Here is a 12,313-nt window from a genome sequence, read left to right as displayed (position 1 = left end):
CTGTCCGGCCCGGAATGCTCTATGTGTCTTCCCCTGCAGGAATTGAGCAGTTCTTCATCGATGTTCAGCAGGTCTTCGCCAATCACGCTGATCGTTCCCCGGTGGCTGCGGCGCCCCTGGTGGAGACGCTCTGGGAGGCCTATGGCGTTCTGAGCTGATCCATCGCGCGAGCCGCCCATCGGGGCTGAACCCCGCGGGACATCCCTCCAGATCGGCCACCGGCCACCCCATCCAGTTGCCCGCTGGGCCGGTATCCCTCTGCAGTGAGCCCTCCGAGCCCTCCGCCCTTGCCTGGTTTCCGCCGCACCCCTCACTCCGTCCAAGCGCGGAATTCGCGCCCGTTGCGCCCACACCGCAAGCTCAGGCCGGGCCCCTGGGCCCTGGCGCTGGTCGGCCTGCTGCTGGCGGGATGCCAGTCGGCCGGGGGCGCCGGCAGCGGCGGCGGTGCCTCCACCCAGCGGCTGACTGTGACGGGCTCCAGCACCGTGGCCCCCCTGGCGGCGGAGATCGCCAAGCGCTTCGAGTCCAGCCAGCCGGACGCCCGCGTTGATGTGCAGAGCGGCGGCTCCTCCAGGGGGCTGGCGGATGTACGGCGTGGCAGCGCTGATCTGGGCATGGTGTCGCGGGCGCTGGGCCCGGCAGAAAACGACCTCCAGGCCACCACGATCGCCCTCGACGGCATCGCCCTGATCGTGCACAGCAGCAACCCGGTGCCCGCCCTCAGCGAGGACCAGATCCGCGGCATCTTCACCGGCGCCATCACCGACTGGCGGCAGGTGGGCGGGACGCCCGCCCCGATCACCGTGATCAACAAGGCGGACGGTCGCTCCACCCTGGAGCTCTTCCTGGATCATTTCCAGCTCAGCAGCGCCGACATCCAGGCCGATGTGGTGATCGGGGACAACCAGCAGGGCCTCCGCAGCGTGGTGGGCAATCCCGCCGCCATCTCCTATGTGTCGATCGGCTCGGCGCTGCAGGAGGCCCGGCGCGGCGGTGCCATCCGGCTGCTGCCGCTGGAAGGCATCGCCCCCACGCTGGCCAACGTGGCCAACGGCTCCTTCCCCCTCTCCCGGCCGTTGATCCTGGTGCGGCCGGCCCGGGGCCTCACGCCGCTGGGGCAGGAGTTCCTGGCCTTCGCCGCCTCCGCCGCCAACGACGACCTGATCCGCCGCGAGTCGTTCGTAGCTCCACCCCGGTGAGAGCAGCGGAGGATCGGCTGCTGCTCGGTTGTCTGCGCCTGGCCGGAGCCGCGGCGGGCTCGATCGTGCTGCTGATCGTGGCCTACCTGCTCGCCGAAGCCCTGCCGGCCCTCCAGGCGCTCGGGCCCCTGCGCTGGATCCGTGATGCCTCCTGGCATCCGGCGGGAGGCGCCGGGGCCGGACGGTTCAATCTCAGTCCGATGCTGATCGGCACCGCCGCTGCCGCCACAGGCGCGGTGCTGCTGGCCACGCCCCTCTCGATCGCCTCAGCGCTCTTCTGCCGCTTCTATGCGCCGCGCCGGCTCGGCGGCGGCTACCGGCGCCTGGTGCAACTGCTGGCCGGACTGCCCTCGGTGGTGTTCGGCTTCTGGGGGCTGGTGGTGCTCACCCCGTTGATCGGCCGCTGGCAGCCCCCCGGCCAGAGCCTGCTGGCGGGGATCCTGATCCTGACGCTGATGATCCTGCCCACCATCAGCCTGCTGGCGGAATCGGCCCTCGCCGCCGTTCCCCGCTCCTACGGACAGGCCGCGGCCGCCCTGGGGCTCACCCGCTGGGCCACGATCCGCCAGGTGATGCTGCCGGCCGCGATCACCGGCCTCAGCTCGGCGATCCTGCTGGGGGCGGCGCGCGCCATCGGCGAAACCATGGCGGTGCTGATGGTGACGGGCAACGTGGTGCGGACCCCCGCCAGCCTGCTGGATCCGGTCCGCACCCTCACGGCCAACATCGCCCTGGAGCTGGGCTATGCCCTGGAGCTGCACCGCTCGGCCCTGTTCGTGAGCGGGTTGCTGCTGATGGGGATGGTCGCCCTGCTGGTGGGGATCTCCGAAGCGCTGCGGCCGGTGGAGCGCCATGGATAGGTGGCCCTGGCCCGACCGTCTGGCGGCGGCCCTGGCCTGGGGGGTGGCGATGGGGATCACGGCGGTCTTCGGGCTGGTGCTCGCCGACCTGCTCCGCCACGGTCTGCCGGAGATCAGCCTCGGGTTTCTGCTCGAAGCTCCCCGGGAGGCCGGCCGGGCCGGCGGGATCGGCCCGGTGATCGTCTCGACCCTGCTGATCCTGGCAGTGAGCCTGCTCACCAGCCTGCCGATCGCCCTGGCCACCGCCGTGCTCCTGGCCGAATTCAGCCACGGGCGCAGCGGCTTCGCCCGGCTGATCCGCGCCTCCCTCGATGGGCTGGCCGGGGTGCCCTCGATCGTGTTCGGCCTGTTCGGCAATGCCCTGTTCAGCCTGGCCCTCGGCCTGGGCTTCTCGATCCTTTCCGGCGGCCTCACCCTGGCCTGCATGGTGCTGCCGATCCTGATCCGCTCGGCGGAGCAGGCCCTGCGCGAGGTTCCCAGCGACTACCGCCGCGCCGCCGCCGCTCTGGGGATCAGCCAGGCGGCCTCGCTGCGCCAGGTGCTGCTGCCCTGCGCCGCCCCCGGACTGGCCATCGGGGTGGTGCTGGGGATCGGCCGCGCCCTGGCCGAAACCGCCGCCCTGCTGTTCACCAGTGGCTACGTCGACCGGCTGCCGGGCTCGCTGCTGGATTCGGGCCGGGCCCTGTCGGTGCACATCTACGACCTGGCCATGAACGTGCCGGGCGGGGAGGCCCGCGCCTACGCCACCGCCGTGGTGCTGGTGGTGGTGCTGCTGGTCACCAACGCCCTCACCCTCGGGATCGCCGAGCTCTGGCGCCTCGATGGGGGGACGAGCCGATGAGCCTGCCGCTGGGGCCCCAGCCCTGCCTGGAGGTGCGTCAGTTGAGCGTCAGCTACGACCGGCGCTGCGTGATCGACGCGGTGAGCACAACGATGCACCGCAGCCGCATCACGGCGATCGTGGGGCCTTCCGGCTGCGGCAAGAGCACCTTCCTCAGCTGCCTCAACCGTCTCAGCGACCTCACGCCCGGCTGCCGGCTCAGTGGTTCGATCCGGCTCGACGGGGACGACATCCTCTCGGCGCGCACCGACCTGATCCGCCTGCGCCGCCGGGTCGGGACGATTGCCCAGCGCCCCAATCCCTTCCCCCTCTCGATCCGGCGCAACATCACCATGCCGCTGGAGCACCACGGCCTGCGCCACCGCGACCAGCGGGAGGCCGTTCTGGAGCAGGTGCTGCGCCGCGTCGGCCTCTGGCGCGAGGTGCGCGGGCGCCTGGATCAGCCGGCCCTGGCCCTCTCGGGCGGGCAGCAGCAGCGCCTCTGCCTGGCCCGGGCCCTGGCGCTGGAGCCGGAGGTGCTGCTCCTCGATGAACCCTGCAGTGCGCTTGACCCGGTGGCCAGCGGCGTGGTCGAAGATCTGATCGCCTCGCTGCGCGGAGCCACCACCCAGGTGATCGTGACCCACAACCTGGCCCAGGCCAGGCGCCTGGCCGACGACCTGATCGTCTTCTGGACCGACGAGGGCCGGGGCACGATCGTGGAGCAGGGTCCGGCGGATGCGGTGTTCGCCGCGCCGCAGAGTGCGATCACGGCGGCCTATCTCAGCGGTTCGCGAGGATGAACGGCGCGCTGAGCCCCACCATCCCCCGTGCTTGCGAACGTCGTGCTGGCCCTGGTGCTGCTGCTGCTCGCTCTGGGGCTGGTCGCCGTGCTGCTGCCCGCGTGGGTGATCCGCGGTGTGCTCGCCCCGCTCCACCCGGAGGTGGTGTTCTGCGGTCCGGGCGCTCAGAAGCGGCTGGCGCTCACGATCGACGACGGCCCCAGCGGCACCGGCTCCCAGGCCCTGCTGGAGCTGCTGCGGGAGCTGGAGGTGCCGGCCACCTTCTTCCTGATCGGCTCCCACCTGGAGCGCGACCCCCACTTCCCCCGCCGGGCCCTGCGGCAGGGCCACGGCATCGGCAACCACCTCTGGCGCGACGAGTGCTCCGCCGCGCAGGATCCGGCCAGCTTTCTGCGGCAGCTCAGCGACACCGAACGGGCGATCGAGCGGGCCGCCTGCCCCGAACCGGTGGCCTGGCGCTGGTGCCGCCCCGGGCAGGGCTGGTTCCACCGCGCCATGCTGGGCGGCCTGGCGGGCCGCCGTTACCGGTTGGTGCTGGGCTCGATCTTCCCCTGGGACACCTTTCGGCCGCCCCTCTGGTTCGTGCGCGGGTTCGTGCGGCTCAACGCCCATCCCGGCGGCATCCTGGTGCTGCATGACACACCCGCCCTGAGCGCGCGCACCCACACCAGCCTGCGCCGGATCATTCCCGAGCTGCGCCAGCGTGGCTATCGGTTCGTGCCCCTGCCGGAGCTGCTCGATCCGGCCTGCTGAGCCAGGACCCTCCAGCGCTCCACCACCTGGGCAGAGGTCACCGGCACCGGCCCGTCGCCGCCAGGCACCGCGCCATGGGGGTGGCCCATTCCGGATCCAGACCCCCCGCCACCGCCCCGTCATGCGCCCGACCGGCGAAGGGTGAGCCCGGCGGCCGCGGTTGCACCATCCGGAGCAGCACCGTGGCCTTCAGGGCCGTGGGGAGGCTGCCGTGCATCACCAGCCTGTCGGCCAGGGCCTTGCCGTCAGAGCGGCGGCCCTGGAACGGGGCGTCATCCAGGAACAGGGGCAGCCTGATGCCGCCGGCGCTGAGGGCGGCCCGAGCGAGGATCCGCGTCCGGGCGAAGGCGAACACGGTGAGCAGCCATTCGGGCTTGCCCACCGGCCCCAGGTGCATCGGCTGGCCGCTCAGCTACTCGAGCCGCGCCACCATCGGACCGTGGGCTTCCGGGCTGATCAGGAAGCCCCCCAGGATCAGGACCGGTTGCCGGGGCGCCGGGAGGCGCTCAACGGGTGGGCGAACACTCCTCGATGCGTTCCCGCGGGCCATGGGCCGGCCTCGCCTGCCGACGCCAATCTCCCGCCGGCACCAGGCCAAACGCTCTCAGCGGACAGGCTGAACATCCATCATCCACCTGCCGACAACCTGACCGCAGACCCAGGGCATCCCCTCCTATAGGGTCTTCGCACAGGGAACGAGCGCCAACCGTACGGGCCCGGACCCGGCATTCCACCTCCTGTGGCCCTGCCCGGTGGTGTCCGTGGTGAGGATGCATGTGCCCGGCGTCAGGGTGAACGTTGTTCCGTCTGCCGCCCCGTACCCCATCTCTCCTGCAAGACAGATGACCCACTGGGCCCCAGGGCTTGGGTGCCAGTCCCCGCACCAGCCGACGGGTCACTCAAGCAGCACGAAGGCGTCCGCATCCGAGGCGCCCGATGTGTACAACGGAGGAGCTGGGGGAGAATGGAAGCAACGTCTGGTTCTGGGTGAAATCAGGATCAACCCGGGGCAGCCCGTTCTCATCGGCAAACAGGTGATGAACGTCCAGGTTGACATGGGTCATGCTGAAGGAGTGTGCAGATCTTCTGGCTTCACTCGCCAACGGGTGTGCAGAGTTCCAGGAGGCAACCATCCGGCGCCCGGACATGGGAAACGATCTGACCCCAGGATTTCCTGACCGGTGGGTTCAATTCCATGGCCCCTTCCCTTAAGGCCTGCGCATGCATGGAAGCAACGTCCTGGGTGACAAAGCCGATTTCCATGCCCAGAGGCTGTGGCGATTCATCGGCGCGTCTGTATCCACCGGCAAGATTGGCATGGCCCAGTTCATGCGCGGCAAAAGCCAGGGTAGTTTCTCCGGTCTCAAGTTCTCCATAGTCCCCTGATTCGTGGAGGTAGCGCCGTTTTAACCCGAAGGCACGTTCGTAAAAATCAAGGGAGGCGGCAACATCTCGCACGAACAGAATCGTGTATCCCAGCTTCATCGCCTAGCCTTCCTAAATTGTCTTTTGGAAGGCTAGCCCGGGCCATGAACGGAGGCCATCCTGCCCCAGGGTCTGATGGGGGTCAGTCCGGGGCGCGGCTCTCCCCCTGGGTGGGTCGATCGGCGAGAACACCCAGAGCCATGGGGTTCCCCCGATGTCGTGGACACCCATCCGCAGGTCCCAGAGCTGAGCGCAGGGGTCGTGGGATGGCACAGCCCCCGGTCAAGACGGCCAGCTCCTGCGGCACCCGCTGGGGTGAGAGTCGACCTCATGGCCATGGATCAGCGGGAGCAGGCGGACGATCCTCAGAAGGCGATTGTCAATCGAAGACGATGATCCAGCTGCTGAACGACTGAACCTCAGCCGCTACCGTCCCGCTCCGGTCGGCTGGCAGCCTCAAGCAGCACCGCCGCTGCGGTGCGGGCATCATCGGCGGCGCCGGGATCGCGCTCCAGGAAGGACAGCACCAGGCCGCCTTCGAGCAGCAGATGCAGCTGCCGGGCCAGGGGCGTCGGATCCGCAAGGCCCAGCTGGCGGCACTGGTCGTCCAGCAGGGCACGGCAACCCGCCTTGAAGGCCTCCGCCGCCTGGCGGGGCCGGTCATCGGGCTCGGGGTACTCGCCGGCCGCCTTGATGAACAGACAACCGTGGAAGGCGGGCGAGCGAACCCACTCAGCCAGCCAGTCGAAGACGGCCAGGATCCGGCCGCGGCTGCCTCCGGCCGCAGCCGCCAGCCGGGCCGTGAGGGATGAACGGATCTCGCCGGCCAGGCGCTCCAGCACGGCGGCGATCAGCTCCTCCTTGGAGCCGAACTGCTTGTAGAGGGTCATCTTGGCCACGCCGGCCTCGGCCAGCAGGGTGTCGATGCCCACGGCCCGGTAGCCCTGGCGGGAGAAGAGCTCCTGGGCGGTGCTGAGCAGGGCCTCCCGCTTGGCAGACGTCCTTGCTGCAGAAACTGATGGGGCCATGGTCCGGGCTCACTCGCCCCAGACTAGACACTAGACAGAACGGTCTGCTACCTTGATCTGACAGACGGGTCTGTCTCCTTCTGGCCCCCCCCCCCCCCCGTTTCCAGCGACCCATGGCTTCCTCCTCCAGGCCGCCTGACGCCGGCCACCCTTCCCATCACGACGAACGTTCCCGGGCCCTTGAGGGCTGCGAACCGGTATTCCGGTTCAACGGCCAGCAGTTGGCGGGACAGCCGGATCTGCCCTCAGGGCACGCCGGGGTCACCGATCCCTTCGCCCCGGACGCCAACAGGCGGCATGGTCGCGCCGTCCCCGAGCCTGTTCCGCCTCAGGTCGGCGGCTCCCGTGCCGTGGCCATCCGTCGGCCCGTTGGTGCCGGTCGACCCGCTCACGTTCTGCGTGACGGACCACAGGCTCGATCTCTTGGACAATGGCGAACGGGGCAACACCAGGTTCCAGGGGGAAGCCGATGGGCCGGCCATGCAGGGCGCGGCCGATGCCGGCTGGACCCGGGGGACTCTCCTTCCCCTCTGTCGCGCCGGCACCACCAACGGGTGTCTCTGTCTTCCCCCTGTCCTGATCCTCCCTCCGTGTCATGCTCAAACGTCACGGCCACGAACGTTCCGGCAACAGCTCCAAGGTGCGTCTCCTGCTCGGCTTGCTCGGCGTCCCCTATCAATTGGTGCGCGTCGATCTGATGGCGGCTGAGCACAAACAACCGCCCTTGCTGGCCCTCAATCCCTTCGGCCAGGTGCCCGTGCTGGAAGACGGCGACAGCGTGCTTGCCGACGCCCAGGCGATCCTCGTCTATCTGGCGGCCCGTCAGGAGGATGGCCAGTGGCTTCCCACCGACCCGCTCGAGCAGGCCCGGGTGGTGCGTTGGCTCTCCATCGCCGCAGGGGAGGTGCGACAGGGTCCCGAGAGTGCCCGCCTGCACCACCTGTTCGGGGTCAAGGCCATCCCGATCGAGCGGGCGCAGGAGAAGGCCGCCTTCATTCTCCATCAGTTGGAGCGCCACCTGGCCGATCGGCCGTGGCTGGAGCTGGATCGCCCCACGATCGCCGATGTCGCCGTGTTCCCCTATGGGGCCCTGGCAGGGGATGGGGGCATCGATCTGGCTCCGTACCCGTGCGTTCTGGCCTGGATCGGCCGGATCCAGGCGCTGCCGGGCTACGTGCCCATGAAGGGCCTGGACGCCTGAACGGACACCTCACCCATGAGTCAGCACTACCTCCATCGCCATCTCACCCCCACCGTGGGGGAGGCCCAGCGGCAGGCCTATGGCCAGAGTTCTTCCGTGCCGGATGCCCCGGAGCCCGAGACCCTCGGTGCCCGGGAGATCGCCTTCATCAGCGCCCGCGACAGCCTCTATCTGGCCAGCCTCACCGAATCAGGCGCCCCCTACCTCCAGCATCGCGGCGGCCCCGTGGGTTTTCTGCGGGTGCTCGATGGGCGTACGCTCGGCTTTGCCGATTACAGCGGCAACCGGCAATTGCTCACCACCGTCCATCTGCGCCGCGACCCACGGGTTGCGCTGTTCCTGATGGACTACCCCAACCGGCGTCGGCTGAAGATCGACGGCGAGGCCGAGGTGGTGCCGCTCGAGGCCGACCCAACCCTGCTGGAGCAGCTGCGAACGCTGGACCCACAGACCGGTGAGCTGGAACGGCTCCTCCGCATCCGAGTGGATGCGTTCGACTGGAACTGCCCGCAATTCATCACTCCCCGGTTCACGGCGGCGGAGCTGGAGCAGGTGGTCGCAGAGCGGGAGAGGGCCCTGCGGGAGCGCATGGCTGAACTGGAGGCGGAACGGCTGCGGCTGCCATCGCCGGAGCAAGGCAGCGGGAGTGAGGGAGGTGATGGATGCCGGTAACCACTGAGTTGATCCGCCCCGCAAAGAGGCAGCGTCAGCAGAAGCTCGGCGCACCAGGGCGACGCGATGGCACGGATCGGGAAGGACTGCGCGCTGTTCTTGGATGATCGCGCGCAGTTCCAATCCACAAGCGCTTTCTCAGACTGCCACGAAACCCTGTCGTTCGTCATCCGGCCCGTTCCAGGGGAGATGGGAGTAGATCGTGAGCCAGAGGGACCGACCACTGCTCCGCGAAAGAGCATGACGGAGCAACATCGTCGCGACACCGTGTCTCATGGTGTTAGGGAGTACCGCAATCTGATCGAGGCAAGATTCACGATCAACGAAGCTATGCGTGACGAATTCAATTGGTTTCTTTTGGTGATTGACATCCAACATGGGCGAGCTTGTTGTTCGATCACCGCAACCCAGCGGGCCGACTCGGCACCGAGAGTGGAATGGTTCGCTTGGAATGGGAACTTGAGCCCTGCCTGAGCAGAGAGCCCGCTAGCTTGATTCTCGATCTTGACGAGTTCCTGCAGTTCGTTTGGATGAGCCTTACGCAAAGTGAATACATCCACGTGGTTGCTCTGCCTCCTGAGAGCATTCAGATGGCGCCGAATTAGGATATCTGCGTTCGTGCTCATCGGAGGCGGACAGGTTTTGCAATAGAACAGGCCATATTGAAATGTTTGGCGCAACGCGGCTGTTAGGTATTGTTATTTTGGCCCACAGTGATAATGACATGCCCTTTCTTGTGCCCTTGTTCGACATACGCGTGAGCCTCGGCAGTCTGCTCCAATGGATAACGTCTGTCGATGATCAACTTAATACTCCCTGCCTCAATTAATTCTTTGAGAAAAATCAGATCTTCCTGGCGCTCGATTGCTACCCCGCCTTGAACTTTCTTGCCGCTTGCAATGGAAGTCCACAGTCCTCGGAGTATTGAAGATGGATTTATATGAACAGCTCTGAGGTAAACTCCATGGCTCTTCAGTAAGTTCAGGCAATCTGAAAAATGACTTTTACCGCATGTGTCGAAAATAATATCGTAAGTCCTAGTGCCATGGGTTAAATCTTCTTTGGTGTAGTCGATAACGTAGTCGGATCCCAAAGACTTCACCAACTCCAACTTCGCTGTGCTGCATACACCAGTCACTTGTGCCCCAAAGAACTTGGCAAGCTGCACGGCAGCCATACCTAATGCCCCTGACGCCCCATAGATCAAAACTTCCTGTCCGCTCTGAATCTTTCCCTTGTCTCTCAGGAAAAACAGTGATGTTGTTGCCCCGAAAGGAATAGCTGCAGCTTCCTCATAGGTCATATTGGAAGGCTTGATCGCAACGGCTCCTTGCTCAGGCAGACAAATGTACTCAGCATTTGCACCCAGACTGGCACCTGCGCCAGCAAACACGGAGTCACCGACTTTGAATTGTTTAACATTTTCGCCAATGGCTTCAATTTCGCCGGCTAGCTCTGACCCAAGGATTGTGTTGTGTTTAGGTCTTATGAAACCGTAAAATAATCTGATTGGAAATGGGTCTGCCTTGCGGATTCTCAAGTCCGCTGACGTTGCTGTTGTTGCATATATCTTAATGAGCACTTCATTGTCTTGGGGAGTAGGTTTTTCTACCTCCTTGAGCTGCAGAGCATGAGGAGACCCATACGCTGTACATACGACTGCTTTCATCAATTCTCCTCGAAGATGGCTTTAGTGTAGTCGGCAATAATCTTCTATCCGAATGAGTTTCGAAATCTAACCATATGGAGTTTACGCCGTGAGTCAGCGAAATCAGCCAGATTGATGACCTGGCTTCCTAAGTTAACTAGTTCCAGCTGATTAAATGCAGCCTTGGATTGTTACTCGTTCTTCAAAGACAAAGGCAAAGTCAGCAAGCTAGATTCGCTGACTGTTCGCAGTCTCGTCAAAAAGAACTGGTTCGATATCAACCCAGTCGGCGAGGACTTTGCACTCCTAAACATTAGATCTGGTCCAGACGTCATTGAATCCGGTGTAGAGGTCCTGAGCTTTTCTGCTGATGCGACGTGCCAATGGATAGAAACTCTTGGAGAATGTCGTTTTGCGGATTGAGTGCGGCAGGGGAGGGGAGAGGGACGATCGCCCTTGGATAGGAGGGCGAGGCGATGATCGATTACATCATCAGTAAAAACGCGACCGTTTGGATACTGAGCGGGCTTCAAGAGATTGTAGTACGCCATGTCAGGCAGAGTACGGTCAGTATCGATCGCAGCAATGGCTTCTTCGCGGGTGGAATGGCCCGTATGCCCTATCCAGTGAACACAGTGATCCGTCCAGCGCTTGCGATCGATGATCGGTTCGCTGGCATTGGATTCCAATGTTGTGATGTCGGTACGCAAGAGGCTGCTGACGCTCGGATGACCAGCACGATCGGCAGGAATCAGATTGCCGTGCTTACGCACGCTGCACCTCCCCCAGATCGGGATCTCTGGGTTTGCACCGAGTTCGCTTGTCGGCAGCGCGAACACTGTTGAGAAGACATTGGCTTGCGTGTTTGAATCCATGCCAGTCCACGGAGACGTTGCCGCTCTGCATCCCTGCTTGCGGTGGCGAGACCAGGGAACAGATCGCGATGTCTGTCAGGCCTTCTTCATCGTTCTCACGATTCAGAGGGTAGATGGCATCACGATGGAGCGCGTCAGCAGTGGGATTGTTCATTGAGGATGATCACGGTCCTCGATGGGTCAGTGGGTGACTGGAAAGCGTAGAGGTCACAGTGGTCGAGTCATTGATCACCGAGAAGGGGAGCGAGCTTGAGTCTGGTAAAAGGGTTCGATTGCCAGGTCAGGAGCGGGGGATGAGAATTGGGTGAGTCCGCGAAGGCCACGTCTTCATCAAGCGCTCAATGCTGGGATAGACAGGATTCCGTGTTGGATCGCCGTCAGCATTTCGTCGTAGGCGAGGTGGTGCTCCACTCCGTTCAGGAAGCGAGTCCGTGGTGTATTGGATGAGTTCAGCGGTGGTCTGATGAGTCATCGATGTGTGCAAGGTTCCTAGCGTTGTTCATTATCCACCGCAGATATTCTCTGCATCATGCCGGTCTAATTCTAGAGGTCAAGATGCATGGAGTCTGCTACAGAGATCGTTCCATGAAAGTCTGCAGGCTTAGAAATTATTAAGCTGCGGAGTTTCAGTTAGCACAATCGCAATCTCAATCAGGCCAAGCTGCTCTGTGCAAGCTTCTTTGAGTGTTCGGGTGAGTTGGTCGCTCCAATCGGCGTCAACCGGGTGAAGGGGATTCAGGTAGATCATGGCAAGGTGAAATCTCCCCAGTTTGGTTACGGCAAGATCTTGGAGTTCCCCCAGTTTTGAGGACAGGTCGATAGGGGTCACGCCATGATCACCAGACTGTTCATTGATGACCAACCCCACCAGGACCAGACGTCGGTTCACGGCGCAGCAGAAGGCCGAGGCCGTTGAGCTTTGCCTGCAGGAGGGCCTCTCCTGCAATGCCGTTGCTGAGCGGCTCGGCCTTCCTTCCAGCAGCCTGGCCCGCTGGGTGCGCCAGGCCCGCATTGATCGAGGTCAGGCCG

General features: G+C 64.5%; 15 protein-coding genes and 1 pseudogene. 9 read left to right on the top strand and 7 right to left on the bottom strand.

The window, feature by feature from the left end:
• Positions 1-23: 23 nt before the first annotated feature.
• From ACWJI7_RS13565 to ACWJI7_RS13540, 6 genes are all read left to right on the top strand, one after another.
• Positions 24-158: a hypothetical protein gene (locus ACWJI7_RS13565; protein WP_479938670.1), complete on the top strand. Its 135-nt coding sequence runs from the start codon at positions 24-26 to the stop codon at positions 156-158.
• Positions 159-341: 183 nt separating this feature from the next.
• Positions 342-1,199 (top strand): phosphate ABC transporter substrate-binding protein, encoded by an 858-nt coding sequence (locus ACWJI7_RS13560; RefSeq protein ID WP_479938669.1) that lies wholly within the window; start codon positions 342-344, stop codon positions 1,197-1,199.
• On the top strand, positions 1,196-2,059 hold the full coding sequence (gene pstC / locus ACWJI7_RS13555) for a phosphate ABC transporter permease subunit PstC (RefSeq protein WP_479938667.1): 864 nt from the start codon (positions 1,196-1,198) through the stop codon (positions 2,057-2,059). Before ACWJI7_RS13560 ends, pstC begins: the two co-directional genes overlap by 4 nt.
• Positions 2,052-2,900 carry a phosphate ABC transporter permease PstA gene (gene pstA / locus ACWJI7_RS13550; protein ID WP_479938665.1) on the top strand — a complete coding sequence of 283 codons (849 nt, stop codon included), beginning with the start codon at positions 2,052-2,054 and terminating at the stop codon, positions 2,898-2,900. Before pstC ends, pstA begins: the two co-directional genes overlap by 8 nt.
• Complete coding sequence (locus ACWJI7_RS13545; protein ID WP_479938663.1) at positions 2,897-3,682, top strand: phosphate ABC transporter ATP-binding protein; 786 nt, start codon at positions 2,897-2,899, stop codon at positions 3,680-3,682. Before pstA ends, ACWJI7_RS13545 begins: the two co-directional genes overlap by 4 nt.
• A 27-nt stretch (positions 3,683-3,709) precedes the next feature.
• On the top strand, positions 3,710-4,435 hold the full coding sequence (locus tag ACWJI7_RS13540) for a polysaccharide deacetylase family protein (RefSeq protein WP_479938662.1): 726 nt from the start codon (positions 3,710-3,712) through the stop codon (positions 4,433-4,435).
• Between the two features lie 37 nt (positions 4,436-4,472).
• Here the strand turns inward: ACWJI7_RS13540 and ACWJI7_RS13535 are convergent, their stop codons facing one another.
• From ACWJI7_RS13535 to ACWJI7_RS13520, 4 genes and pseudogenes are all read right to left on the bottom strand, one after another.
• Complete coding sequence (locus ACWJI7_RS13535; protein ID WP_479938661.1) at positions 4,473-4,832, bottom strand: hypothetical protein; 360 nt, start codon at positions 4,830-4,832, stop codon at positions 4,473-4,475.
• A gap of 276 nt (positions 4,833-5,108) precedes the next feature.
• Positions 5,109-5,303: pseudogene (locus ACWJI7_RS13530) on the bottom strand (cupin domain-containing protein); the annotation flags it as partial.
• A gap of 224 nt (positions 5,304-5,527) precedes the next feature.
• On the bottom strand, positions 5,528-5,920 hold the full coding sequence (locus tag ACWJI7_RS13525) for a VOC family protein (protein ID WP_479938659.1): 393 nt from the start codon (positions 5,918-5,920) through the stop codon (positions 5,528-5,530).
• Positions 5,921-6,279: 359 nt separating this feature from the next.
• Complete coding sequence (locus ACWJI7_RS13520; protein WP_479938658.1) at positions 6,280-6,888, bottom strand: TetR/AcrR family transcriptional regulator; 609 nt, start codon at positions 6,886-6,888, stop codon at positions 6,280-6,282.
• Positions 6,889-7,483: 595 nt separating this feature from the next.
• Between ACWJI7_RS13520 and ACWJI7_RS13515 the strand changes: the two genes are divergently transcribed.
• Both ACWJI7_RS13515 and ACWJI7_RS13510 read left to right on the top strand, forming a co-directional pair.
• Positions 7,484-8,089: a glutathione S-transferase family protein gene (locus ACWJI7_RS13515; RefSeq protein WP_479938656.1), complete on the top strand. Its 606-nt coding sequence runs from the start codon at positions 7,484-7,486 to the stop codon at positions 8,087-8,089.
• Between the two features lie 15 nt (positions 8,090-8,104).
• A complete protein-coding gene (locus ACWJI7_RS13510; protein ID WP_479938654.1) occupies positions 8,105-8,761 on the top strand; it encodes a pyridoxamine 5'-phosphate oxidase family protein in 657 nt (218 codons plus the stop codon).
• 688 nt (positions 8,762-9,449) lie between these two features.
• On the opposite strand, the gene ACWJI7_RS13505 is transcribed toward ACWJI7_RS13510, so the two are convergent.
• From ACWJI7_RS13505 to ACWJI7_RS13495, 3 genes are all read right to left on the bottom strand, one after another.
• The gene (locus ACWJI7_RS13505; RefSeq protein ID WP_479938652.1) at positions 9,450-10,430 is read right to left on the bottom strand and encodes an NAD(P)-dependent alcohol dehydrogenase; all 981 of its coding nucleotides are present in this window, start codon (positions 10,428-10,430) and stop codon (positions 9,450-9,452) included.
• 170 nt (positions 10,431-10,600) lie between these two features.
• Entirely contained in the window at positions 10,601-11,284 is a 684-nt protein-coding gene (locus ACWJI7_RS13500) for a hypothetical protein (protein ID WP_479938650.1), read from the bottom strand.
• Positions 11,285-11,885: 601 nt separating this feature from the next.
• Positions 11,886-12,113 carry a hypothetical protein gene (locus tag ACWJI7_RS13495; RefSeq protein ID WP_479938648.1) on the bottom strand — a complete coding sequence of 76 codons (228 nt, stop codon included), beginning with the start codon at positions 12,111-12,113 and terminating at the stop codon, positions 11,886-11,888.
• 25 nt (positions 12,114-12,138) lie between these two features.
• On the opposite strand from ACWJI7_RS13495, the gene ACWJI7_RS13490 reads away from it, so the two are divergent.
• Positions 12,139-12,313 (top strand): transposase (locus ACWJI7_RS13490; RefSeq protein ID WP_479938709.1); only part of this gene is annotated, 175 nt, incomplete at its 3' end.

Source organism: Cryptocyanus atlanticus LEGE 06306 (assembly GCF_056633155.1).
This window is presented reverse-complemented; position numbering and strand designations above follow the sequence as displayed.